At 68.0% G+C, this 23,976-nt stretch carries 22 protein-coding genes and 2 pseudogenes; 12 read left to right on the top strand and 12 right to left on the bottom strand.

All coding sequences use genetic code 11. The annotated features are described in order from the left end of the window. Window positions 1–58: 58 nt before the first annotated feature. The 6 genes and pseudogenes from QGN30_RS20455 to QGN30_RS20435 all read right to left on the bottom strand — a co-directional run bounded on the left by QGN30_RS20455 (window position 59) and on the right by QGN30_RS20435 (window position 6,020). Window positions 59–1,567, bottom strand: coding sequence for a class I adenylate-forming enzyme family protein (locus QGN30_RS20455; RefSeq protein ID WP_038535630.1), 1,509 nt, complete (start codon window positions 1,565–1,567; stop codon window positions 59–61). Window positions 1,568–1,751: 184 nt separating this feature from the next. Continuing rightward, the gene (locus QGN30_RS20450) at window positions 1,752–2,687 is read right to left on the bottom strand and encodes an acyl-CoA dehydrogenase family protein (protein ID WP_008255026.1); all 936 of its coding nucleotides are present in this window, start codon (window positions 2,685–2,687) and stop codon (window positions 1,752–1,754) included. Continuing rightward, on the bottom strand, window positions 2,684–3,841 hold the full coding sequence (locus tag QGN30_RS20445) for an acyl-CoA dehydrogenase family protein (protein ID WP_009957675.1): 1,158 nt from the start codon (window positions 3,839–3,841) through the stop codon (window positions 2,684–2,686). Before QGN30_RS20445 ends, QGN30_RS20450 begins: the two co-directional genes overlap by 4 nt. Beyond that, a pseudogene (locus QGN30_RS25805) lies at window positions 3,838–4,215 on the bottom strand (acyl-CoA dehydrogenase family protein); the annotation flags it as partial. The pseudogene QGN30_RS25805 and the gene QGN30_RS20445, both read right to left, overlap by 4 nt. Before the next feature lie 153 nt (window positions 4,216–4,368). Continuing rightward, a pseudogene (locus tag QGN30_RS25800) lies at window positions 4,369–4,932 on the bottom strand (acyl-CoA dehydrogenase family protein); the annotation flags it as partial. Window positions 4,933–4,940: 8 nt separating this feature from the next. Beyond that, window positions 4,941–6,020 (bottom strand): acyl-CoA dehydrogenase family protein, encoded by a 1,080-nt coding sequence (locus tag QGN30_RS20435; RefSeq protein ID WP_026071491.1) that lies wholly within the window; start codon window positions 6,018–6,020, stop codon window positions 4,941–4,943. A gap of 74 nt (window positions 6,021–6,094) precedes the next feature. Between QGN30_RS20435 and QGN30_RS20430 the strand changes: the two genes are divergently transcribed. Next, window positions 6,095–6,955, top strand: a complete 861-nt coding sequence (locus tag QGN30_RS20430) for an LLM class flavin-dependent oxidoreductase (RefSeq protein WP_009957535.1) — start codon at window positions 6,095–6,097, stop codon at window positions 6,953–6,955. A gap of 3 nt (window positions 6,956–6,958) precedes the next feature. Here the strand turns inward: QGN30_RS20430 and QGN30_RS20425 are convergent, their stop codons facing one another. Together QGN30_RS20425 and QGN30_RS20420 are read right to left on the bottom strand one after the other, a co-directional pair. Next, a complete protein-coding gene (locus QGN30_RS20425) occupies window positions 6,959–7,675 on the bottom strand; it encodes an SDR family oxidoreductase (RefSeq protein WP_008255037.1) in 717 nt (238 codons plus the stop codon). A 19-nt stretch (window positions 7,676–7,694) separates the two neighbouring features. Further along, window positions 7,695–8,516 carry a FadR/GntR family transcriptional regulator gene (locus QGN30_RS20420; protein WP_009957534.1) on the bottom strand — a complete coding sequence of 274 codons (822 nt, stop codon included), beginning with the start codon at window positions 8,514–8,516 and terminating at the stop codon, window positions 7,695–7,697. Between the two features lie 94 nt (window positions 8,517–8,610). Here QGN30_RS20420 and QGN30_RS20415 point away from each other — a divergent pair, with 94 nt between their 5' ends. Together QGN30_RS20415 and QGN30_RS20410 are read left to right on the top strand one after the other, a co-directional pair. Then, complete coding sequence (locus QGN30_RS20415) at window positions 8,611–11,016, top strand: CaiB/BaiF CoA-transferase family protein (protein WP_038535633.1); 2,406 nt, start codon at window positions 8,611–8,613, stop codon at window positions 11,014–11,016. Window positions 11,017–11,035: 19 nt separating this feature from the next. Continuing rightward, the gene (locus QGN30_RS20410) at window positions 11,036–11,230 is read left to right on the top strand and encodes a ferredoxin (RefSeq protein WP_009957531.1); all 195 of its coding nucleotides are present in this window, start codon (window positions 11,036–11,038) and stop codon (window positions 11,228–11,230) included. A gap of 57 nt (window positions 11,231–11,287) precedes the next feature. On the opposite strand, the gene QGN30_RS20405 is transcribed toward QGN30_RS20410, so the two are convergent. Beyond that, complete coding sequence (locus tag QGN30_RS20405; protein ID WP_008255044.1) at window positions 11,288–12,526, bottom strand: cytochrome P450; 1,239 nt, start codon at window positions 12,524–12,526, stop codon at window positions 11,288–11,290. A gap of 106 nt (window positions 12,527–12,632) precedes the next feature. Between QGN30_RS20405 and QGN30_RS20400 the strand changes: the two genes are divergently transcribed. The 6 genes from QGN30_RS20400 to QGN30_RS20375 are packed head-to-tail and all read left to right on the top strand — an operon-like array spanning window position 12,633 to window position 17,323. Then, window positions 12,633–13,760 carry an aromatic ring-hydroxylating oxygenase subunit alpha gene (locus tag QGN30_RS20400; RefSeq protein ID WP_326565423.1) on the top strand — a complete coding sequence of 376 codons (1,128 nt, stop codon included), beginning with the start codon at window positions 12,633–12,635 and terminating at the stop codon, window positions 13,758–13,760. 10 nt (window positions 13,761–13,770) lie between these two features. Further along, complete coding sequence (locus QGN30_RS20395) at window positions 13,771–15,336, top strand: AMP-binding protein (RefSeq protein ID WP_014384130.1); 1,566 nt, start codon at window positions 13,771–13,773, stop codon at window positions 15,334–15,336. A 36-nt stretch (window positions 15,337–15,372) separates the two neighbouring features. Next, entirely contained in the window at window positions 15,373–15,798 is a 426-nt protein-coding gene (locus QGN30_RS20390; protein ID WP_009957528.1) for a nuclear transport factor 2 family protein, read from the top strand. Between the two features lie 13 nt (window positions 15,799–15,811). Next, complete coding sequence (locus QGN30_RS20385; protein WP_008255052.1) at window positions 15,812–16,342, top strand: FAS1-like dehydratase domain-containing protein; 531 nt, start codon at window positions 15,812–15,814, stop codon at window positions 16,340–16,342. Continuing rightward, the gene (locus QGN30_RS20380) at window positions 16,339–16,800 is read left to right on the top strand and encodes a MaoC/PaaZ C-terminal domain-containing protein (protein WP_008255054.1); all 462 of its coding nucleotides are present in this window, start codon (window positions 16,339–16,341) and stop codon (window positions 16,798–16,800) included. The genes QGN30_RS20385 and QGN30_RS20380 overlap by 4 nt, the downstream gene beginning before the upstream one ends. Further along, window positions 16,793–17,323, top strand: a complete 531-nt coding sequence (locus QGN30_RS20375; RefSeq protein ID WP_029385539.1) for a maleylpyruvate isomerase family mycothiol-dependent enzyme — start codon at window positions 16,793–16,795, stop codon at window positions 17,321–17,323. Before QGN30_RS20380 ends, QGN30_RS20375 begins: the two co-directional genes overlap by 8 nt. On the opposite strand, the gene QGN30_RS20370 is transcribed toward QGN30_RS20375, so the two are convergent. Next, window positions 17,318–18,784, bottom strand: a complete 1,467-nt coding sequence (locus QGN30_RS20370; protein ID WP_009957526.1) for an aldehyde dehydrogenase — start codon at window positions 18,782–18,784, stop codon at window positions 17,318–17,320. The two genes, QGN30_RS20375 and QGN30_RS20370, sit on opposite strands and share 6 nt — an antisense overlap. A gap of 137 nt (window positions 18,785–18,921) precedes the next feature. Between QGN30_RS20370 and QGN30_RS20365 the strand changes: the two genes are divergently transcribed. Then, the gene (locus QGN30_RS20365) at window positions 18,922–20,277 is read left to right on the top strand and encodes a hypothetical protein (RefSeq protein WP_009957525.1); all 1,356 of its coding nucleotides are present in this window, start codon (window positions 18,922–18,924) and stop codon (window positions 20,275–20,277) included. Here QGN30_RS20365 and QGN30_RS20360 read toward each other — a convergent pair. Beyond that, window positions 20,266–21,411, bottom strand: coding sequence for an aromatic ring-hydroxylating oxygenase subunit alpha (locus tag QGN30_RS20360; RefSeq protein ID WP_009957524.1), 1,146 nt, complete (start codon window positions 21,409–21,411; stop codon window positions 20,266–20,268). The two genes, QGN30_RS20365 and QGN30_RS20360, sit on opposite strands and share 12 nt — an antisense overlap. Before the next feature lie 81 nt (window positions 21,412–21,492). After that, the gene (locus QGN30_RS20355; protein WP_080552575.1) at window positions 21,493–22,332 is read right to left on the bottom strand and encodes a helix-turn-helix domain-containing protein; all 840 of its coding nucleotides are present in this window, start codon (window positions 22,330–22,332) and stop codon (window positions 21,493–21,495) included. 88 nt (window positions 22,333–22,420) lie between these two features. Between QGN30_RS20355 and QGN30_RS20350 the strand changes: the two genes are divergently transcribed. Both QGN30_RS20350 and QGN30_RS20345 read left to right on the top strand, forming a co-directional pair. After that, window positions 22,421–22,861 carry a hypothetical protein gene (locus tag QGN30_RS20350; RefSeq protein ID WP_009957522.1) on the top strand — a complete coding sequence of 147 codons (441 nt, stop codon included), beginning with the start codon at window positions 22,421–22,423 and terminating at the stop codon, window positions 22,859–22,861. A 49-nt stretch (window positions 22,862–22,910) separates the two neighbouring features. Next, a complete protein-coding gene (locus tag QGN30_RS20345) occupies window positions 22,911–23,633 on the top strand; it encodes a DUF1906 domain-containing protein (RefSeq protein WP_009957520.1) in 723 nt (240 codons plus the stop codon). The last annotated feature ends 343 nt before the right edge of the window (window positions 23,634–23,976 follow it).

Below are 23,976 nucleotides of genomic sequence, written 5' to 3'. Positions count from 1 at the left end.
GGGGCCCATCCGCGAAGCCAGACCTTCTGGGTCGTCGCGCCGACCGACGGTCGGACGCTCAGCCGCCCCGCGCCGCGATCATCGCCGAGCGGTTGACCTTGGTGGCCGCGGTGCGCGGTATCGCGTCGACGAATTCCACCGTCTTGGGCGCCTTGTACGGGGCCAGGCGGCTCTTCGCGTAGTCGATCACGCCCTGCTCGGTGAGGGGCTCGGCGCCGTCGGCCTCGGCGCGCTGGATCACCGCGTGCACGCGGCGCCCCCACTGCGGATCGGCAAGCCCGATCACGACTACGTCGGCGATACCTGGGTGGCCGGCCAGCGCCGACTCGACCTCGGCGGGAAAGACATTGGCGCCGCCACTGACGATCATGTCGACGCGGCGGTCCACGATGTAGAGAAAGCCGTCCTCGTCGAGGTGGCCCATGTCCCCGGCGGAGCGGAAGCCGTCCTCGGTCGACGGCAGTGGGGGCGCCCCACCCAGGTAGCGATACCCCGCGCTCATCGGTGCCCGCAGATACACGTCCCCGTCCTCGCCGGGACCCAGCGGCCGCTTCTCTGCGTCCAGAATCCGGATCTCGGTGTCCCGGAATCCGCGGCCCACGCTGCCCGGGTGGGCGAGCCACTCGTCGCCGCGCAGCGCGGTGAGCCCCAGGTTTTCCGTCATCCCGTACGCCGTCACGATCTGCTCCGGGCTGAGCAGTTCGAACCACGTATGCAGCAGCGAGGGCGGCATCACCGCGGCGCCCTGCAGGATGAAGACGATGCTGGACAGGTCGCGCTCCCGGACGTCGGGCCGGGCCGCGATGCGCGCCAGCATGGTGGGCGTCGCGGTGAAGTTGGTGATCCGGAAGCGCTCGATCACATCGAGAGCCAATGCGGCGTCGAACTTTTCGAGTATCACCAGATGGTCGCCCGCCAGCAGCATGAGGAAGGTGGCGAAGCCGTTGGTGTGATACATCGGCGCGGGCACCATGATTGTCTGCGGCTGGGAAACCGGTGTCCAGTTCGACAGGAACGGCTCGCCCTGCTGGGGGATCCACAGCGAGGGCGCCAGGTTGAGGATCACCTTGGGCACGCCGGTCGAACCGCTGCTGCAGATCCCGTTGGCGGTGGGGGAGACGGCCACCGGCAGGGGGCCGTCGGACTCGGCGGCCGCGCGGGCCTCGAGGTCCCAGCGGCTCTTTTCATCGACGACGACGGCGGGATCGATCACCTCGCGCACCCGGTCGCGCTCCCACTCGGGAAGATCCCAGTGCATGGGCACCGGAACCGCGCCAATCTTCCAGCACCCCAGCGTCGCCAGCACCAGATGCTGAGAATTCGGAATAGCAAGCGCCACAAGGGAACCGATTGCGGCGCCGGCGGCGGCAAGGGCGCGGCCCCACTGGTTGGCGCGGGCGTCGAGCTCACCGAACGTCAGCGTCTGCGCGGTGCCGTCGAGCGCGACGATCGTGACGCCGGCATCGTTCCCACGTTGTTCGGCGAGCTCTCGCAGCTTGGTTCCGAAGGGAACCCCGTCGGCGAACGGGTTCGCCGCCGCTTCGGCCGCGACAGGTTCGCTACTCACCTGCGCCGCTCCTCCTCATCGCTTCGCTCTGCATCGTCGCCGGCGGTCACCTTCGCCGCTCCTCCTCATCGCTTCGCTCTGCATCGTCGCCGGCGGTCACCTGCGCCGCTCCTCCTCATCGCTTCGCTCTGCATCGTCGCCGGCGGTCACCTTCGCCGTTCCTCCTCAATCGTCGTGCGGCGGCTCACGCAGATACCGGCTCGCTGAACAGCGTCTCCAGCGACCCGTCCGACACGCTGGGGATCAGGCGCAGGGCGAGTTCGTCGGTGCCCAGCGGCAACCGGATCAGCGGCTGGGTGTGCCGGTCGAGCACGCTGACGTCGGACTCGTCGCAGAAACCCAGGGCCCCGAGTAACTGGTGCGACGTGCGCATCACCTGGCGCGCGGTGTCGGCGGCTTTGAGCCGAAGCACCAGTGCGTCGGCCGAATGGATCGGCGCCGGCAGCGATTCGGGTCGGCAGATCGTGTACTTCGCGAGTTCGTGCAGCCCGCGCACCGCGACGGCGGCGTCCGCGACGGCAAACCTGACGGCCTGAAAGTCCGCGAGCGGCTTACCGAACTGGATCCGGGCGCGCACGTGCTCGGTGACGATCTGCAGCGACTGCTGCACCGCTCCCAGAATCCGCCATGATCCGAGCACGAGATGAAGGTTAACGTCGGGGGCTCCGACGCTTCCCTCGGGTGCGCCCAAGGTCGCCGGAACCAGGAACGGCCCCAGCTTGGCGCCGGTGCGCGCGGCCGGCCGCGGCCGGTACCGGTTGCCGTCCAGGTCCGCGGCGATCCAGTCGCCGGCCAAATCGCCGTGGTCGATGCGCGGGGCTTTCGGATTCACCAGGGCCAGCCGCGCGCCATCGATCGACAACAGCTCCTCCACAAGTGGATAGGGCAGCACCGTGGCGCCGGCGGCCTGGCACAGCACCGCGGCGGCCAGCAGATCGTCCGGGGACGAGCGCACGTCCAGGTCGAACGCGCCCACCTCGTTCAACGCGGCACGGGCCGCGTCCCGGACGGAGTCGTCGGCCTCGGCGCGCAGCGCGGCCGGCGGTCCGCCTAATCGGGTGAGCCGCTTGCCCGCGACGGCGGCGAAGTCGCTGATGTCTTGTGGCAGATCGGTTTTCACCGGCTTCCTCCCAACACGTCTCGTGCCACCAGCATCTTCTGCACTTCGATGGTGCCCGATGCGACGGTGGCCGCCTGTGCGTAACGCCAATGGTCTTCGATCGCCCCGTGCAGCGGCGCGGAACTGCCGCTGTCCAGCGCCGTGGGGCCCAGCACGTCGAACAGCAGCTCGGCCACCTGCTGATCGAGGGTCGTCGTGACGATGCGCGCGGCGCTGGCGGCCGCGCCCGCCGCCGGATCGTCCTGCAGTGACACGGCGCGATAGGCCAGCAGCCGGGCGACCCGCAGGTCGACCAGCGCCCGCACCCACCGCGTCCGAATCGTCTCGGGCAGCTCGTCCCACTCGTCGCCGAGCTGGCTGCGCATGCGTTCGAGCAGCGACTCGCACCGCGCGTAGCGGGCGATGCCCACCCGCTCGAAGGCCAGCGCCTCGCGCATCACCCGCCATCCGTCGCCGACCTCGCCGAGCACGTCGCCGGGAAACGCCTGCACGTCGTCCAGGAACATCTCGTTGAGATGGTGCGGCCCCAGCATCGACGGGATCGGCCGGACGGTGAAACCGGGACGGTCCATCGGGATCAGAAACAGGGTGAGCCGCTTGTGTTTTGGGGCGTCGGGGTCGGTGCACGCCGCCAGCACGCACCACGACGCCATCAGCGCGTACGAGGTCCACACCTTCTGCCCGGTGATGCGCCATCCGTCACCGTCGGCGACGGCGCGGGTACGCAACGACACCAGGTCGGTTCCGGCCTCGGGCTCCGAAAAGCCTTGGCACCAGATGACATCCCCGGCGGCGATGGCCGCCAGGTGCTTGGCTTTCTGTTCCTCGGTCCCGTACCGCATCAGCGCCGGCCCGACCCAGTTGATCCCCATGTACTGCGGACCGCGCGGCTCGTGTTGCGCCCACATCTCCTCGCGCAGCACCGTCTGCTGCCAAACCGAACCCCCGCCGCCGCCATGCTCCTTCGGCCACGCCAGCGCGAGCAGCCCCTCGGTGGCCAGCAGTTTGCAGAACGTCTCGGTGGTGGCGAGGTCCTGCGGGTTTTCGGTGCAGGCGCCGAGGAAGTCGGCGGGGATGTGGTTGGCGACCAGCTCGCGCAGGTGGCTTCGCAGTTGTCCGGCGTCGTCGCCGAGGTCGTAGTCCATCGTGGTCATCCCTTCGGCAGTCCGAGCAGCCGCTCGGCGATGATGTTGCGCTGCACCTCCGACGTTCCGCCGTAGATGGTCGCGGCCAGCGCGTCCTGACGTTCGAACAGCAGGTCCGGATCGGCGGCCGACTCCGGGCCCGCAGCGGCGGCGCCGAGTTCCCAAACACGCTGCAACGTAAGCGATCCGAGCAGCTTCATGGTGTCGGCTTCTGGGCTGGGCCGCCCCGCCAGCTCGTTGCCCAGCGCGCGATATCCGGTGGCCCGCAGGGCTTCGGCGTCGGCGATCAGCGAGCCGAGCTCGGTGTAGACGTCGTCGCCCGAGACCCCGCCGCCGGCGGTGCGCACCGCCTCGAGCCCGCGTTTGATCTCGACCCAGTTCATGATCCAGATCATCTGGCGTTCATGCTGCAGCGACGACAGGGCGACATTCCAGCCGCCGTTGAGCGGCCCCAGCAGGTTGTCGCCCGGCACCTCGACATCGTCGAGGAAGACCTCGCAGAACGTCTCGTCGGAGATCGAGGCCATGCGGATCGGCTCGATCCTGACCCCGGGCGCGTGCAGATCCAGGATCAGGCAGGAAATGCCGCGGTGTTTCGGCGCATCGGGATCCGTGCGGGCATACAAGGTGCACCACCGCGACTTGTGGGCCTGGGTGGTCCAGATCTTGTGGCCGTTGACCCGGAACACGTCGCCGTCGCGTTCGGCGCGCGTGCGCAGTCCGGCGAAATCGGACCCGGCTTCGGGTTCGGACATGCCCAGCGCCCACCATTCGTCACCGCGTAACAGCGGGACGAGCAGGCGCTCGACCTGGGCGGCGGTGCCGAACTGACGAATGCCGGGCGCGGCGACGTTGGGACCGGCGATGTTGGGCAGTTTGGGCGCCGAGCGCAGCGCGGCCTCGAGCCGGACCTCCATGGCGTCGCGCAGACCGAGGGACCGTCCGCCGTGTTCGCGGGGCCAGGTCGGCTGGATCCATCCGGCCTCGAACGCGGCCCGCTGGTAATCGCGCCGCAGGCCCAGGTCCCACCGGTACTGCCGATACTTCTCGTAGTAGTCGTCGGGCAGGAACTCCGCCAACCACGCGCCGAATTCGTCCACCACCGGGCTCACGCGGCGCCCCCGCAGAATCGGCGGCCCACCTCGTGGTAGAGCGCGCGACTGTCGCCCAGCAGCGCGGCGCCCTGCCAGGCGCGCCTGACGTAGAGGTGGACGTCGTGCTCCCAGGTCTGACCGAGCGCGCCGTGCACCTGGACCGCCGTGCGCGCACAGGCGGCGGCCGCGTCACCGGCCGCCGCTTTGGCGAGCGCGGCGGAGGTCCACGCGTCGCCGGGTGCCGCAGCCGGATCGGCGAGCCGGGCCGCGGCCGCATACGTCAGACTGCGGGCGCGTTCCAGGCCGACGTAGTTGTCGGCCAACGCGTGTTTGATCCCCTGGTATGCGCCGATCGGTTGGCCGAACTGGCGCCGCGACTTCGCGTGCTCGACCGAGCGGCGCAACGCGGCGCTCGCGACGCCGATCAGGTCCGCGGCGCAGGCCACCCACGGCGCCGTCAATGCGGACTCGACGTCGGCGCTCGCGACGGCCACGGGCTCGGCGTCGATGTCGGCCGTCGCCAACGGCTGGGCGGGGTCGGTGGAGTCAGCCGCGGGCACCACGGTGACACCGTCGCCGCAACGCGCGACCGCCGCCACGGTGTCACCGGCGTCGTCGCGGGCAAGGGTGACGACCAGCTCGGCGCGCGACAGGTGGGGGACCGCGACCGCACGACCGCGCAGCCGTCCGTCGCGCAGGGTCATCGGCGCCCCGGGCAGGCGCGACCCGGGGGCGTGGACGGCCAGCGTCGCCACGGTTCCACCGGCGATGTCGGCCAGGACCGAGTCGAGTCCGGCGTCACGCAGCACGCCCGCGGCCAGACCGACGCTGCTCAGCAAGGGGATCGGGGCGAGGGCGGCACCGCATTCCTCGAGAACCACGGCCAGCTCGACCGGCCCGTAGTCGCCCGCCTCTTCCTCGGAGGGGGCGGCGAGCTCGGTCCACCCGAGATCCACGACCGTCTTCCACAGGGCGCGCCAGCGCTCCGGATCCGTGAGCGCTTGGCGGGCGGCCTCAGGCGGGCACTCCGTACGTAATATGTCGCGTACGGCGTCGCGGAGCGACAACTGCTCCGAGTTCAGCCCTACATCCATAAGACCTCTAACATAGTAAAGATAATAAACTAGCCCTGCCGTCAATGACACGGGGTCAAACGCATAGGTGGCGCATGGCCGAGTGGTATTTGTTCCTGCCGCAGGTCCGGTTGTCGGCGGGCGACATCGCCGAGCGTGCGCGCCGGGCCGAGGCCAGCGGTTTCGACGGCATCGCTTTCATCGATCACCTCGAGGCGCCCGGCCTGCCCGACGAAAGCATCTGGGAGGCAATGGGGATCGCCACCTGGGTGGCCGCCAAGACCGAGCGGCTGCGGATCGGTCATCTGGTGCTCTGCGACGCCTTCCGGCATCCCGCGGTGCTGGCCAAACAGGCCGTCACCCTCTCAGAGGCGTGCGGCGGCCGATTCGAGCTCGGTCTGGGGGCGGGGTCGTGGCCCGCGGAGTTCGCCAGATTCGATGTCGGCCAGCAGGATCCGAGAGCACGGGTCGATCAGCTCGACCGCCACCTGAGACTGCTCAGGCAGTACTGGGGCGACGGGACGGGGGAGGCCGCGGTGGCGCCGCAGGCCCCGCGTCGGTCCTACCCGATACCGCTGGTCCTGGGTGGCAGCGGACCCCGGATGATGGAACTCGTTCGCAGATACGCGGATTGGTGGAATCTGCCTGCCCATCAGCTCGACAAGCTGCCGACGCTGGCCACGGCCGCCGGGACGGCCCGGTTGTCCATCCAGCAGATGGTGGGCTTCGTCCGGTCCGGCGCCGATCCCGACACCGTGCGCGAGGTGAGCACCCGGCGATTCGGCAACCTGGGATCCGGACTGGTCTGCGGGGATGCCCGCGAGCTGGTCGGGCACTTCAGCGGACTGGCCGGGCAGGGGGTCGAGCGGTTCTACGTCTGGTTCGCCGACTTCGCCGCACCGGACTCGTTGCACGAGTTCGGCGAATCGGTGATCAAGCCGTTCCCGGCGCCGTAGGCGTCAACCCCGTTGCGCGCGGCGGCGGGCCTCGGTGGGCACGACCGGCGGCCGCGCGTAGGGGCCGCGCTCCACCGCGGACAGGCGGATCTCCGGCAAATCGACCGATGGGTCGACGGTATCCAGCCAGACGACCGCCTCGGCGACGTCGGAGACCGCGATCGCGTACATCTCGAACGGAACGTCCTGCAGCATCTCGGTGGCCACCGGGCCGGGCGTGACGATATGCACGCTGATGCCGTCGCGATCGACTTCGAGCGCCAGGGCCCGCGCGAACGCGTTCATGCCGGCCTTTGAGGCGGAATACGCGGTGCGGGCCGGCATCGGCTCGTGTGCCGCCGACGACGAGATGAACACCAGCCGCGAGCCCGCCTTCATCCTGGGCAGCACCGCGGACGTCACCACGAAGCACGAATCCAGGTTGGCCGACATGATGGCCTGCCACTGCTCGAAGGTCTGCTTGCGCGCGTAGGTTCCGCCGAGCGCCCCCGCCGCGTGGACGACGAGGTCGATTTCCCCCAATGCGCTTATCGCGGCGGGGAATCCGATCGGATCGGAGGCGTCGGCCACCACGTGGCGCGCACCGATCTCCTCGGCGGCGGCGCGCAACGGATCTTCCCGCCGCGCCGAGAGCACCACGTCGTAGCCGCGCTCAACGAGCTTGCGGGCGCACCCTTTTCCGATCCCGCCGCTACCGCCGGTGACCAATGCGGTTCGCATGACCGTTGCAGGCCGCCCTTCAGGAGTGCCGGATGTCCCGCGACCGCGACAAGGCCTGCGGGGAGAGCGCATAGATGCGTTGATCGTGCTGACCGGACAGCACGTAGGTTTGGGTGTCGGCGAGGTGGCGTCCGGCGATACGACGAGCCCGGTCGACGTTGCCCTCCGCGATCGTCTCGGTCAGTTTGACGTGGGTGGTGAGCACGGCGCGGCGCTGAGCCAGCGACGGGTAGGTGCCCCGCGACGCACTCTCGTCGGCCCATTGCCGTTCGTGACTGGTCCACAGCGTCTCCAGGCTGCCCACGACCGCGATGATCGTGTGGTTGCCGCAGCCGCGGACGACGAGATCATGGAATTCACGGCCGATTTCGGTGAACCGGCGGCCGTCTTCGAGGTGTTCGGCCATCGACTCGTTGATCCGCGTGAGTTCGGGCACCAGCGTCTCGGCCCGGTCCGGACGGCGGGCGGCCAGCGCCGCGCAGGCGGGCTCGAGTTCCTGCAACGCCATGCCGAGATCGGCCAGCTCAACGGACTCGCTCTGCAGCAACAGGCCGAGCATGTAGGCGGCGCTGGTCTTCGCCGGGGCGTGCACGACGGCACCGCCGCGGTTGCCCCGCCGCACCGACACCAGCCCCTCGGTCTCCAGGATCCGCAACGCCTCGCGCAGCGACACCAGGCTCACGTTGAACTGCTCGACGAGCACCTCTTGGCGCGGCAGCAGGTCGCCATCGGCGAGGTCGCCGTCGATGATCTGACGACGCAACTCATCGGCTACGATTTCGGCGATCCGCGGCGCCGACAACCGGCGCCGGGCGTCGGGGCCAATTCCCAAGGCGGTCATCCGATCCTCGAAACAAAAGCAACTCGCTGGCTTAGCTATTTTAGCAGTAATGATATAAATAGCTTCTCTGATCGCGCGTCGATCGGAAGGGCGGGTGCAATTGAGCGAGCGGTCCGACAGCCGGCCGACACCGCTACACGATTTGCGTGTCGTCGAGATCAGTGACCGCATAGCGGGCAGCTACTGCGGAAAGCTGCTGCTCGACGCCGGCGCGCAGGTCTGCAAAATCGAACCGCCGCAAGGGGATTGGCTGCGCCGGTACACCGCCAGCTGTTCGCCGGTCGCCGAAGACGGCACCGCTCCTTTTTTCAGCTACCTCAACGCGGGCAAGCGCAGCATGACGTTCGCGCCCGGCGCCGAGGATTCGGCGCGCTTTCGCGCCACGCTGGGCGCCGCCGACGTCGTCGTCGTCACCGCGGGCCCGGCGCGGGCCGCGGCGATGGGGATCGACCCGCGGCAACTGCGGGAGCACTCGCCGCGAGCCGTCATCGTGACGATCTCCGATTTCGGCTGGAGCGGACCCTACGCGGACCGCGCCGCCAGCGAGTTCACCTTGCAAGCGTGGGCGGGCTCACCCGGCTTCCGCGGCGATCCCGCCGGGCCCCCGATTTCCATCGGCGGCGATCTGGGCGAGTACATGGGCGGTGTGTTCGCGGCGTTCGGCGCGCTGGCCGTGCGCCGCCGCATCGAGCGCGGCGGGCCCGGCGAGCACCTCGACCTGTCCATGCTGGAAGCGCTCACCGCGATGCAGAGCAGCGAATGGCTGCATTCGCAACTGCTGCGCGTCCCGCCGATCCGCCGCACCACCGAAGTGCCGTCGATCGAGCCCGCCAAGGACGGCTACGTCGGGATCACCATGGTCACCGGGCAGCAGTGGCTCGACTTCGCCGCGATGGTCGAATGCCCGCAATTGGAGGAGATCGAACAGCTGCGGTTTCAGATCGGCCGGTGGCAATACCGCGACCTGATCCGCGAGCAGATCCATCCCTGGCTGGCCGAACGGACCGTCGCCGAAATCGTCGAGCTCGGACAGCTGTTCCGGCTGCCGATCGCCGCGCTGGGCAACGGCTCCACCATCCGGGATCTGGAATACGTGCGCCAGCGCGACGCCTTCATCCACAACCCCGCCGGTTTTCACCAGCCCCGCCCGCCGTGGTTGATGTCGGCCTGCGCGCCCGCACGCGTGGGTGCCACGCCCTCACTTGGCGAGGACGATGACGAATCGCCTTGGCGCCGTGACGAATCCGAATCCGAACCGGCGCTGGACGGGTTACCGCTGGCCGGTGTTCGCATCATCGACCTGACCGCGTTCTGGGCCGGGCCCGCCGCGACCCACCTGCTGGCCGCGTTCGGCGCCGACGTCGTCAAGATCGAATCCATCCAGCGGCCCGACGGCATCCGCTACTCGGGCGGAATGCGCACCGACGTGGACGACTGGTGGGAGTACGGCTGGGTGTTCCACGCGATGAACACCAACAAGCGTTCGGTGACACTGGATTTGGGATCCGAGGAGGGTCGTCGCCTGTTCACCGAACTGGTCGCCGGCGCCGACGTCGTGATCGAGAATTTCTCGCCGCGGGTGATGGAGCACTTCGGCCTCACCGCCGAGGTGCTGCTTGGGGTCAACCCCAGACTGGTGTTCGCCCGGATGCCCGCGTTCGGCGTCGAGGGCCCGTGGCGGGATCGGGTCGGCTTCGCGCCCACCATGGAGCAGATCGCGGGCTTGGCCTGGGTGACCGGGCTGCCCGAGGCCCCGCCGGTGACCCCGCGCGGGGCCTGCGACCCGCTGGCCGGTGTGCACGCCGCGTTCGCCGTGCTCGCCGCGCTGAGCTTCGCCGAGCGCACCGAGAAGGGCCAGCTGGTCGAGTTGCCGATGCTGGAAACGGTGCTCAACGCCACCGCGATCCAGGCGATCGAGTCCGAGGTCTTCGGTGTGACGCTGAGCCGTCGGGGCAATCGCGGTCACGGCACGGCGATCCAGAACATCTACCGCTGCGCCGGCGACAAGGACGATTGGATCGCCGTGACCATTCGCGACGACGCGCAGTGGCACGCGCTGGTCGACGTGATGGACCGTCCCGAGTGGTGCCGGGACGAGGCCCTGTCCACCGTTGCCGGTCGCCGGCAACGAGCCGACGAGATCGACGCCCGGCTGGCGGAGTGGTTCGCCCGCCAGACCCTTGAACCGACGGTGGAACGCCTGGCCGGTGCGGGAATTCCCGCCGCGCCGGTGGTATCGCCGTCGCTGGTCACCGACAATCCGCAGCTGCGCGAGCGCGGGTTTTTCGAGGCGCTGCACCATGGCAGCACCGGCCTCGGTCTCTACCCGTGCCCGCCGTTCGCCCTGCTCGACGGCCAGGACCACTGGCTGCTGCGGCCGCCGCCGAAGCTGGGCGAGCACAATGAAGAGATCCTGCGCGATCGGTGCGGGCTGACCGACGAAGAACTGACACGCCTCGCGGCCAGCGGGGTGATCGGGACCCGCCCCAAGGGTCTGTAAGAGAAGTGGAGGGCATCTGATGCGCGTGACGGTCGACGAAAACTTGTGCGAGGCCAACGGCTTTTGCGAATCGCTTGCGCCGGACGTGTTCGAGCTGGGGGACGCCGACGTGGTGCAGATCGCGGACGGCCCCGTGCCGGCGCGGCTGGAAATCGACGTGCGCGCCGCGGTGGATCAGTGCCCGAAGGCCGCGCTGCGGCTTGTCGAGGACTGACTCGCCCGACGACGGCGAGCGCCGGAACGGCGCGAGTGAGAAGTCGGGCAATCAGACTCAGCGGCGCTCGCGTAGCGATATCGCCATCTCGTCGTAGATCGACATGTTGGTGGTCAGGTTGGGATGGGCGGCCTTGGCCGGGCCGATTTCGATGTCATCGCAGCGCAGCAGCAGTTCGTCGAACACCGCGCGCAGTTCCGCACGGGCCAGCATGGCGCCCAGGCAGTGGTGCGGTCCGCCGCCCCCGAACGCCACGTGCGGGTTGGGCTGGCGGCCGATGTCGAAGACGAACGGTGAATCGAAGACTTCCTCGTCGCGGTTGGCCGAGCGCAGCATCGACACCACCCGCTCGCCCTTGGCGATGCGCTGGCCGTCCATCTCGACGTCGACCTTCGCGGTGCGCGTCCAGTACGCCACCGGCGACGCCCAGCGCAGCACCTCCTCGACCGCGCCGGGCCGCAACGCTTCCTGCGCGCGATACCGCTCGATCTGCTGTGGATTGCGCACGAACGCCTGCAGCCCGATGGCCAACGCGTTCTTGGTGGTGTCGCTGCCGGCGAACGCCAGCACGAAGAAGAAGAACTCGAGCTCGTTCTCGGGCAAGCTGAATCGCTCGCCGTCCTCGCCGGTGATCACCGCGGTCGCGAGCGTGCTCCAGATGTCGTCGGTGGGATTGCGCCGCTTTTCGGCCGTGAGCTCCATCGCGTACCTGAACACCGAAGCGAAGAGATCGAGTTCTACCCGCCCGCTCGGGTGTGCTTCGGGCGCAAGCGCTTTGAGGATCTGGTCGAAGATGCCGAAGATTCGCGGCCGATCCTCGTCCGGGATGCCGATGATGTCGCCGATCACCGACATCGGCAACGCGTCGGCGACGTCCTCGATCCAGTCCCCGCCGCCCGCGGCCAGCAAGTCGTCGATCATCCGTGCGGCACGCGCGCGGATCCCCTCCTCGAGTTTGGCTATGGCGCGCGGATTGAACGCGTTGGAGATGAGTTTGCGGCGTCTGTTCAGCTCCGGCGGGTCCAACGTGATGATCGTCGGGAACGACGAGAACATGGCGACCGGCTGGATGAGCGGGCCGTCGGCCGCGGTGAACGACTCGGTGTCGCGGTGCAGGCGGACCGCGTGCCGGTGTTTGGTCGCCATCCAGAAATCGCGGTGCACGGTCTGGGCCACTCCCGGCGTCAGCTCGTGCCGGAACAGTGGGCTGCTGCGTCGCAGCTCGGCGAACAGGTCGTCGGGAAAGCCGTTGCACCACAAAGACAGATCGGACAGGTCGACCGCTGCAGCCGTCATCGCCGGGCCCCATTCTGCGGCGACGCACCGGGAACCGGTGAGCGCCGCGTTGACGTTCTATGCCTAAGATAGTAAAAATAGAGCTAGTCGTCGAACTGGAGTGCTCGTGACGCGTACAGTTTCGGACCCGGCCCCGGAGTCGGCCGAGGACCCCTCAGAACGAGAGTTCGGGCAGGCCGGCATCGCCCTGTCGACCTACCGTTTCCCGACGGGCTGGTTCATCGTCGCCTTCGGCTCCGACCTGGCTCCCGGTCAGGTCAAGCGCGCGCACTACTTCGGTGAGGAGATGGTGCTCTTTCGCACCGAGTCGGGCCAGGTTCATGTGATGGACGCCTACTGCCAGCACATCGGCGCCAACCTCGCCGTCGGCGGCACCGTGGAGGGCGAGAACATCGTCTGTCCTTGGCACGGTTGGCAATGGCGCGGTGACGGCAGCAACGCGCTGATTCCCTACAGCAAGATCGGCTGCAAGAACAACGTCCGCATCCGGACCTATCCGAGCATGGAGTGGTACGGCTTCGTGCTGGCCTGGCACGAGCGGCACGGTCGGGCGCCGTACTGGCAGCCGCCGGTGTTGCCCGAGCTGGAGACCAACGAGTACTACCCCCTGCACCCGCACACCCAGATGCTCAACCGGGTCAAGGTGCACCCGCAGATGATCATCGAGAACGCCGCCGACCCGTACCACGTTCAGTACGTGCACAAGGCCGCCAATCCCGCCACCACCGCGTCGTTCGAGGTGTCCGGCTACCACCTACACGCCACGGTCAACGCCCATTTCGGCGGGGGCCGGGCGCAGACCTGGCTGACCCCGAACGGGCCGGTCGACGCCAAGATCATCTACGACAACTACTCGCTGGGGCTGGGCGTGGTGCGATTCCCCAGCGAGCTGGTGGCCACCGTTCAGGTCACCGGACAGACGCCGGTCGACGAGGACTACACAGACTACTTCTACACGCAGGCCTCCGTTCGTGAGCCGGGCGACACCGGTGACGTGCCGACCGGACGCGCCGCCCGGTTCCTCGCGCTGCAGCAAGAAGTCATCAAGCAGGACTTCTTCACCTGGGAGAACATGAAGTATCTCGAGAAGCCGAATCTGGCTCCCGAGGAGGCGCACGATTACGCGGCCCTTCGCCGCTGGGCGCACCGCTTCTACCCGGGAACGCAACCGTCGCCGTCCGATTTCGGCTACACCGCCGACGGCGCGCCGGACCCGGCGGCCGCGAAAGCCTGATGAAACCCTGATGCCCGGTCCCGCCGATTTCGGTGTCGACGGTTTCACCGTGCCGGCTGTGCTGGATCGGCGGGCCGAGCAGCATCCCGACCGGGTGATGATGTCGATCGCCGGTGTCGACGTGACCTTCGAGCAGATGCGGCGGCGGTCCCGCGCGGCGGCAAACATACTGTCCGGCTTGGGCGTCGGCCGCGGCGACTGCGTGGCGTTGTTCACCGCCACCTGCCCGGAATGGGTCTACTTCTGGTTGGGCGCGGCGCGCATCGGCGCGGTCAGCGCTGCCATCAATGCCGCGAACAAGGGTGAGTTTTTGCTGCACACCCTTCGGCTGTCATGCGCCAAGGTGATCCTCACCGATGCTGAGCGGCGGCCCCGCGTCGACGAGGTCGCGGGCGGACTGAATGCGGCGACCGACGTTGTGGTGCTGGATGTTTCGCTCACCGAGGCGTTGAGTAGCACGCCGGTTCACCCGGTGGGCGACAGCCCCGCCGGCGCGGCGGACGTGGGCGTGCTGTTCTACACCTCGGGCACGACCGGGCCCTCCAAAGCGGTTGCCACGACGTGGCATTACCTGTTCTCGGTGGCGGCGACCGTCGCTTCGGCGTGGGAGTTCGGCGCGGGGGAGGTGCTGTGGACGGCGATGCCGCTCTTCCATCTGAGTGCGGCGCCCAGCGTGCTGGCACCGATGCTGGTCGGTGGAACCACCGTGTTGGCGAAAGCCTTTCACCCGGCGCAGGTGTGGGATGAGATCCGCGCCCACGGCGCCGTCGGTTTCGCCGGCGCCGGCGCGATGGTCTCGATGCTGCAAAACCTGCCCGCCGATACGCGGGACGCGCAGCTGCCGCTCCGGTTCATCTCCGCCGCGCCCATCGACGCGGCCTCCTACCGTGACATCGAAAAGCGTTACGGCTGCCGCATCGTCACGATGTACGGATTGACCGAGGCGTTCCCGATCGCCCTCAAGGCCGTGGCCGACGAGGGTGTACCCGGAACCTCGGGCCGGCCCAACCCCGATTTCGACGTGCGCATCATCGACGAGCGCGGCGATCCGCTACCGGCCGGCGCCGTCGGAGAGATCGCGTGCCGGCCGAAGCGGGCCCACGTAATGAGCGAAGGCTATGTGGGCCAGGGGATGCGGGTGGACCCGCACCCGGAGTGGTTTCGCACCGGTGACCTGGGCCGGCTCGATGCCGATCAGAACCTGACCTATGTGGACCGCGTCAAAGACTCGTTGCGCAGGCGGGGCGAAAACGTCTCATCGGTCGAAGTGGAGACCGTCGTCATGCGTCACCCCGCCGTCGCCGAAGCAGCGGCCGTCGGAGTCCCCAGCGAGCTGGGCGAAGACGACATCCTGGTAGCCGTGACCCTGCGTCCCGGGGCCACACTGGACTGCGCCGAGTTGCTCGACTTCTGCGCGGCCCGGATGCCGTACTTCTGCGTGCCGCGATACGTCGAGACGGTGGACGAACTGCCAAAGAACATCATCGGCCGCATCCGCAAAGACCTGTTGCGCAACCGGGGCGTGAGTCCGGGCGCATGGGATCGGGAAAAAGAGGGGTATATCGTTGCCCGGTAACGTTGCCCGTCACTGTGAGAGAGGCTGCGAAGCACAATGACCATGACCTATCAGGAACAGCAGCTGCTCCATGCCGCCACCGGCCGCGCCGCCATCCTCAACCTGAACGCCCGGCACAATCGCGCCTATTCGGAGGGCGACCGCGAGCGCTGGATCGCCACCTTCCGCCATTCCGGCGCCAGCTATACCCGTGACGGCGAGGCGTTCACCGATCTGCGCGCGGCCTTCGACGGCGGCGACGGGCAACGGTTGATCACGGTCGACCACGAGATCGCCGTCGACGGGGTCAACGCCGACCAACATTGCGTCGCCGTGCTTTTCGCCGCGATGTTCGAGGACACCGCGCTGCGGGCCACCGGGGTCTTCCACGACACACTGGTCTACGAGCGCGGCGGATGGTACTTCACATCCCGTACGTTGCAGTGGGATTCGGTCCCGAGCCGGCATCCGCTCGTCATGTGAGCGGCATCGATACGTGGACCAGGATTTCAGTCAGCGGCTGGCCTTCGGCACCTACGAGGATGCGTTGCGGATGGTCGGCACGAAAAGCGAACCCCGCACCGCGGCCACCGCGGTCAGCGCCGCACGCATCCAATTGTTCGCCGCGATGGTCCGCGACGGGAACCGTTCCTATTGGGATTCCGAGTTCGCTCGTCGGCAATGGGGAGGCCTGCTCGCGCCACCCGCTTTGCTGATGGGCTGGTTGATCACGCCGCCCTGGCAGCCCGGAGGGAGGAGGTCCGGTTCATTGATCGCCCTGCGGGTGCCGCTACCGGGCACCACATTCATCAACGCGGCCAACGAGGTTGAGTTTCCCCAACCCATCGTGGAAGGCGACGTCCTGACCGTCGTCGACGAGCTGGTGTCGGTGTCGCCGGAAAAGCGGACCAGGCTGGGCGTCGGCCATTTCGTCGAGACGCTGGAGACCTATCGCCGCCAGGACGGCGCCGTGGTCGCCACCTCCCGCAACACCCTGTTCCGCTTCACCCCCGGGCCGCCCTCGTGACCGGCGACGGCCTGGACTTCGACCGGATCACCGTCCCGGTCGAGCTGCCCGAGGTGGTTGACCACATCAGCTACCAGCGCGTGGTGGAGAACGCCGGAGCGACGTGGGACTACTTCCCCGGCCACTTCGACCCGGATTACGCTCAAGCTCAAGGGAATCCGACGATCTACGTCAACACGATGCACCTCGCCGGCTTCGCCGACCGCGTCGCGACCGAGTGGGCGGGGCCGCGCAGCCGCGTGATGCGGCGCTCCATGCGGCTGACCGGGTCGGTGTACGCCGGCGACACCATGACCGGGCGCGGGCGGGCGGTGGCCAAACGGCGGGACACCTCGGTGGACCCGCCGCGCTGCCTGGTCGACCTCGAAATCCAGGTGACCAATCAGCATGGCGCGCTGTGCTGCCCGGTCGAGCTGACGCTGCAGGTGCCCGAGGACCCGCATCACGGCGATGGATGACAACGCCGAACTGCACCTGGCGGTGTGCCGCCGGTTCGGTGAGGCGGTTGCCGCGGCGACCGGCAGATGGGACCGTCCATCCCCGTGCGATGCCTGGGATGCCCGAGGAGTGCTCGAGCACGTCATCGGCTTTCACGACGTACTCCTGTTGCGTCCCTTGGGACTCAAGCCCGACCGCCCGCGTGAGGATCCCCTCGAGCGCTGGCGACTGACGTACCGCTCGCTGACCGAGGCCTTTACCTCGGGCGTAGCGACACGGCTCGATGCCTACCCGCTCATCCCGAATCTGACCCGCGATGTCCTGGTGCATACCTGGGACCTCGCGCGTGCGGCGGGGGCCGACGACAGCTTGGACCCCGAGTGGTGTGAACGGTTTTGCGTCGGGTTACCGACGGATTCCCAGACGCTGAGCTCGGGGGCGATGTTCAAGGCCCCGCTTGCCGTACCCGCCAAAAGTGACGCGCAGACAAGGCTTCTCGCCGGCCTGGGCCGCGACCCCCGGTGGAGGCCGCGCACCTCATAGGGGTGGCAACTGCCCTTTGCATATCAGCGTCTGCAGTTCGACATACTCGTGCAGACCCTCGGGGCCGAACTCGCGCCCGATGCCGGATTGCTTGAAACCGCCGAACGGTGCCCCGATGTCGAGGGTGTACATGTTGATGCCGTAGGTCCCCGTGCGGACGGCGGCCGCGACGTCGAGGCCGTGCCCGATGTCGGACGTCCACACCGAACCGGCCAGACCGTAGTCGGTTTCGTTGGCGATGCGGATCGCGTCGTCCTCGTCCCGGTAGCGCAGCACCGTGAGCACCGGCCCGAAAATCTCCTCCCGGGCGATGCGCATGTCATTGGTGGCGTCGGCGAACAGCGTCGGCTGCACGTACCAGCCGCGCTCGGACGGGCTCTGTTCGCCACCCAGGACGACGCGGGCCCCTTCGCGGCGGCCGGACTGGATGTAGTCCTGGACGCGGCGCTGTTGGCGTTGGGCGACAAGCGGTCCGATGTCCGTTGCCTCATCGGCCGGGTCACCGACGTGCAGCGCTGACATCATGCCGGCCAGGGCGTCGACGACCTCGTCGTGCTTGCGGTCGCTGACCAGGATGCGGGTCTGGGCGACGCAGGCCTGGCCATTGTTCATCAGGCCCGCGCTCTTCAACCCGGCCACGGTCTTGTCGATGTCGGCGTCGTCGAGGATGATCGCCGCCGATTTGCCGCCCAGCTCCAGGCTCACGCGTTTCAGTTGTTCCCCGCACAGCGCGGCGATCCGGCGCCCGACGGCGCTGGACCCGGTGAACGCGATCTTGTCCACGCCGGGGTGGCGCACCAGCGCTTCGCCGACGTCGGTGCCGCCGGGCAGCACCGAGACCACGCCCTCGGGCAGGTCAAGCTGCTCGATCATCTCGGCCAACCACAAAGCGTCCAAAGGCGTTTCGGGTGCGGGCTTGACGATCACCGTGCACCCCGCGATGAGCGCGGGGATCAGCTTGGGCATGATCAAAAACTGGGGCACGTTCCAGGGCACGATCGCGCCCACCACCCCAACCGGGGCCCGGCGCAGGTGCACTTCGCCGAGCACGCCCTGGCGGCGTTCGGTCCACGGAAAGTCGCGGGCGGCGGCCAGCGCGAGGTGGATCAGCGACGCGGCGGCCGCCCCCTGGCCCATCCGGCTGAAACTGCGCGGTGATCCCATCTCGTCGGTGATCAGGTCGGCCATGTCGTCGCTGTGGCGGGCGTAGATCGCGGCGAGCTGTTCGACTTTGGCCATCCGATCGGCGTGGCTCATCCGCGGCCACGGTCCGTGGTCGAAGGCGTGCCGAGCGGCGACAACGGCGGCGTCGACGTCCTCGGGGCCGGCCGCCTGGACGTGACCGACCGGCTCCTCGGAGTGCGGCGAGATCACTTCGAGCTGTTGGGGATTGGCGGGCTTGCGCCACTGCCCTCCGATGAACACTTCGTCGTAACAACGATGGTCGGAATTCTTCGTCATCGGGGCGCCTCCTCGAGGCAGCGGTGGGTGCAGTACGACCGTGACCGTAATTCGCTATTGACGCTAACATAGCGAAGAAAGAGCGAGGCGGGAAGCCGCGAGCGGATCATCAGCGACGATGTCGAGGCGGGCGCGATATGAAGAGCGACTGGCGCAGTTACCCATTCCAGTTGGTGCCCGGCGACGGCCAGCTCGAGTTTCCCGCCGCCGAAGGCGAACACCCCGACCAGGAGTCGGACACCTGGTTCATCGCTGGCCAGCTGGACGCCGCCGAGACAGACCGGTCCTTTGCCTTCCTGACGATTTTCAACAAGAACCGGCCCGGCGGGACGATCGTCGCCGATTTCTACACGATGGCGCTCTTCGACCTCGACACCGGCGATTACGGCACGTACACGGATTACGACATGCCGCCGGCCAACCTCGAACCGGGGGCGTCCCGCAAGCTGGAGCTGGCCACGGGTTATCTCGACATCAGCTACGCCGGCGGTGCGGGCACCGCGTCCTGGACCACGTGCCGCAACGGCGACGGGGGTCTACTGCCCTACACCTACCGCGTCAGCCTGGTGGGGGAGGACCATTCCGGCCGGCGGATGCGGCTGGACCTGGCCGTAACCCCCACGCGCGCACCGACTCCGGTGGGCGCCTCGACCTACAATGGCAAGATCGTCTGCTTCGGCCAAGACGACACCTACTCCTACTTCCAGACCGGTATGGCGATGACCGGCACCCTATGCTGGGGCGAGGAGATCCACCAGGTCTCCGGCAACAGTGGCCATGTCGATCGGCAATGGTTTCCAAAATACGCCGGCGGCGGGGGAACGGCGGGGGATCCGCGGGCCCGGTCGCACGAATGGCGCACCATCAACTTCGACAACGGCGTCGACTTGAGCATGTGGCGGCAGTTCGACCGGACGAACGGCAATGTCCTGCAGCCCTTCACCGGTGTCACCACGAGCTACCCCGATCCCGCCACGTCGCCGCAATGCGCCGAAGACATCGAGGTCACGATCAGCAGCTACGTTCGGTGGCCGGAGACGGTGCGGCCCCTGGTGCGCCCGCTTGCCCCGGCCCGGTACATGCCCGACCGTCACCGGATCACCTGTCCCACACTGGGACTCGACATCGTCGGTGAGCCGGTGGTGCCGGCGCCCGCGCATGGCCTGCCGATCGAATACATGGAGGGGCCCTACCGTTACCGCGGGATGCTGGGCGGGCAGCCGGTGACCGCGTTCGCCTTCAACGAACGATCGCTCGCCTTGTATCGGGATTGGGAGCTGGTCGAGGTGCTCACCACCACCGTCGCGAACATCGAACCTTCCGACCCCGACCTGCAGACAACAGCGGATCGTCTGGTGCCGTTGGTGGCCGCCGGGCGGCGGGGCGAGGCGGTCGAACTGCTGACCGCGGTGCGCCCCTCTCAAACCGGTGCGCTGGCAACGCTTCTGGACGATCTGGTCGCGGTGCTGTCGGCCGATGAGTCAGCGAGCTGAACTCGCCAGCGCCTGCGCCCACGTGATGTGTCGGTGCTGCAGCCCCGGCTCGTTGCGGCCGAACACCAGGTGGTCGCGGGCGCCCGACTCGAGGTTGGCCTGGAGCCCCTGCACCAACCGGTAGTCCTCGTCGCGCACGGTGGCGTGCGCGTATTCGAAGACGGCCTGAGCGCCGGCGGCCACCGATTCGTCGGACAGGTCCTGCGGTGTGGCGTTCTGGTGCACGGTGATCGAGCGGCCCGGCTGATCACCGGGGTAGACGCGGAACAGTTCGCCGTTGGCGATCGTCACCGACAGCACGATGTTGGGGAACAGCGCGTAGATCACGACCATGTTGTGGAACGGATTCCACTGTTCCTCGGGCAGCTCGTCGAGCTCCAGAATGGTGTTGAGCGGAAAGATCAGCCGGTGGTGCGGGCCGAAGGAGTCGAACACCGTGCAGTTGCTGCGCGCGATGGTGGCGAACGTCTGCTGGTGGACGGTGGCGAAGTGGTAGTTCTCGGCGAAGGTGTCGATCGCCAGCTTCCAGTTGATCGGGGTGTCGAGCACCTTCTCGCCCAACGGCGACCAGCGCCCGATGCCCCAGGAATCGAGTTCGTCGGCCAGCGGTCCCAGGTGCGCGGCCACGTCCAGCGCCGTACCGGGATCCAGTGAGACCCAGAGGAATCCGGCGAACTCGGTGGCCGGGAGTTCGGCCAGGCCGTCGGAGCGCAGCGTCATGTCCGGGAAACCCTCACGCCCTGGCAGACCCACCAACCGACCGGTGTTGTCGTACGTCCACGCGTGGTAGGGACAGGTGAACCGTTTGGCGGTGCCGCATCCCGTGACCACCTGCGACTGCCGATGCAGGCACACGTTGTCGAACGCCTTCACCGAGCCATCGGCAGTCCGGGTCAACAGGATGGAGCGGCCCATCACCGTCTTGGTGCAATACGCCCCCGGGGCGGGAAGTTCGGACACGTAGCCGACCAACTGCGGGCTGGCCAGCAGCATGGCCCGGTCGAGGTCGTGGCGTTCGGGACTGGTGTAGTCCCGCGCCTCGACCCGGTGCTCGCTCGGCGCGAGGTCTGTTGTCTTGTCGCGCGCCAACTTCAAGGCGCGGCGGGTCAGGTCGATGAGCTGGTCGCGTTCCATCTGAACTCCGGTGGCAGTCAAGCGCTCGCGGTAACTCTACTAACTTTATAGTGATAATAAATTAAGGTCCACGCGCTGACGCTAGCCGATGTAGGGAAGCAACTGCGGGTGCTGCTGAGCGATCGCGCGCAGCCTCCAATCACCGTCGAGACCGCGCAGGTAGTCGCCGGTCGCCGGGTCCGCGGGAAAGAACGACTCGATGATCAGGCTTTCCACGGAGATGTCGAGCGGACTGCCGAAGGTGGCGATGATGCTGACGAATCGGAGCTCGGTGCCGTCCAGCGTGAGCATCTGAAACGGCACGTACAGCTCGCCGGTCCGCTCGCCGCGGTCGCCGCCCTTGGGCACCGGATAACTCGAGAGCTCCTCGTAGAGACGGCGGATGTCCGGGGCCGCGGTGGCCTGCGCGTGCCGGCGAACCCGGCCCAGGATGGCGGCGTGCACCTCGGCGCGGTTGAGCAACCGCTGCGCCAATCCCCGCGGGTGCAGGCACAACCTCATGACGTTGATCGGTGGGCGCAGCAGTTCGGCGTCGACCCCTTCGGCGAGCACGACGCACCCCACATTGCCCGCTATCAGGTTCCAGCAGGCATCGGTGACGATGGCCGGGTACGGGGCGTGGCCGGCCAGTACCGAGTCGACGGCCGCCTTCACCGGCCTCATGCGTTCGGCGTCCAGGGTGTGCTCGCCGAACATCGGTGCGTAGCCGCCGTCGAGCAGCAGTCGGTTGCGCGCGGCCAGCGGCAGGTCCAGGGACTCGCCGATGCGCAGCAACAACGCGCGGCTGGGATTGGCCCGGCCGGTCTCGACAAAACTGAGGTGGCGGGGCGACACACCTAGCTGATGCGCGAGTTCCATCTGGCTCAATCGCCGACGGGTGCGCCACTCGCGCACCGCCAGACCCGCTGTACTCCCAGGCATCGTGAAGAACCTAACGCCGTTGCGTGGAGCTAAACCACTACCTCGAAGGTAATCGACCTACTTACCTGCGCGGCGAAGACTGCATTGCATGACCACAACAACGAAACCAGCCTCAGCGCCGCAGCCCGCGGGCCTGCGCCGCGCGTTCGCCGCCGCCGCCGTCGGTCGGATCCTGTTGGGCGCCACGGCGTTTGCCTACCCGGCGTCCCAGACTCGCATGAACGGGGTGCCCGATCACATGCTGTCCACGGAGCTCAAGTATCTGATCCGCATTTTCGGGGCCCGTGCCCTGGCCCTGGGCATCGGTTATCTCGGCAGCGACGAACCCAACCGGCGGCGCTGGCAATACATCGGCCTGATGGTCGACACGCTGGACAACATCAACGCCCTGCTGGAGCTGAGACATCTCAAGCGCGGCGACCCCAGGGTCCGCGCGCTGCTGAGCCTCATGGCGGTGACCGGCCCCTACGCGATGTTGGGCGCGGCGGGCGCGCTGCAGCACCGATGCGGCACCGTGACGCACATGTGATCAGTGTGACCAATGTGTCACATGGGGTTTGTGTCGTACCCTGTGGCTTGTGTCATCGGTTTCGCGGCGCGACCTGTTCAAATACGCGGCCGCGGCGCCCGCCCTGCTGGGTCTGGGCGCCGCGGGTGCGTCGTTGGATGCCGCGCCGGCCTCGGCGTCGCTGGGCACCCTGCTGGACTACGCGGCCGGGGTCATTCCGGCCAGCGAGATCCGCGCCGCGGGCGCCGTGGGATCGATCCGGTACGTCTCGGACCGACGGCCCGGTGGGAAGTGGATGCTCGGCAAGCCGATCCAGGTCGCCGAAGCGCGCGACCTCCACAGCAACGGACTCAAGATCGTCTCCTGCTACCAGTACGGCAAGGGCAACACCGCGGACTGGCTGGGCGGCGCCAACGCCGGCCTGCAGCACGCGCAACGCGGAATGCAGCTCCACGCCGCGGCCGGCGGCCCCGCCACGGCGCCCATCTATGCCTCGATCGACGACGACCCCTCCTACGAGCAGTACAAGAGCCAGATCGCGCCGTACCTGCGGTCGTGGGAGTCGGTCATCGGCCATCAGCGCACAGGCGTGTACGCCAATTCGAAGACCATCGACTGGGCACTGCACGACGGTTTGGGCTCTTACTTCTGGCAGCACAACTGGGGCTCGCCCAAGGGGTATGCCCATCCCGCCGCCCACTTGCACCAGGTTGAGATCGACAAACGCAGCGTCGGCGGGGTGGGCGTGGACATCAACGAGATCCTCAAGCCCCAATTCGGGCAGTGGGCCTAGCTGCCCCACATCGTCGTCCGGTCCGACCGGGACGCGGACTCTTAGAAAGCCCAGCAAACACTCGTTCGCTCATTTTCGCGCCGGCTCGGTGTGCCCGCCCGGCGGTCGGCATCGGTGATGCCGCTCAGACGGCGCTCCGCGGCCCCAAAAATTTATATAACGATTCGATAACAAAACTGCTTTGATCTGCGCAGTTATAGCTACTCGACCGTAACCACCTGCATGCAGCAGGTTTGGGAATCGCGTCCGCGCCGCCGGTCAAACCCCGTGTTACCCAGGACACGGTTACCCATGCGTAGAACTCGCCAGTAACCGATCACCACGCAAAACGGGGGTGGAATCT

Source organism: Mycobacterium sp. 3-98, from assembly GCF_035918355.1.
Classification (GTDB): domain Bacteria; phylum Actinomycetota; class Actinomycetes; order Mycobacteriales; family Mycobacteriaceae; genus Mycobacterium; species Mycobacterium intracellulare.
This window is presented reverse-complemented; position numbering and strand designations above follow the sequence as displayed.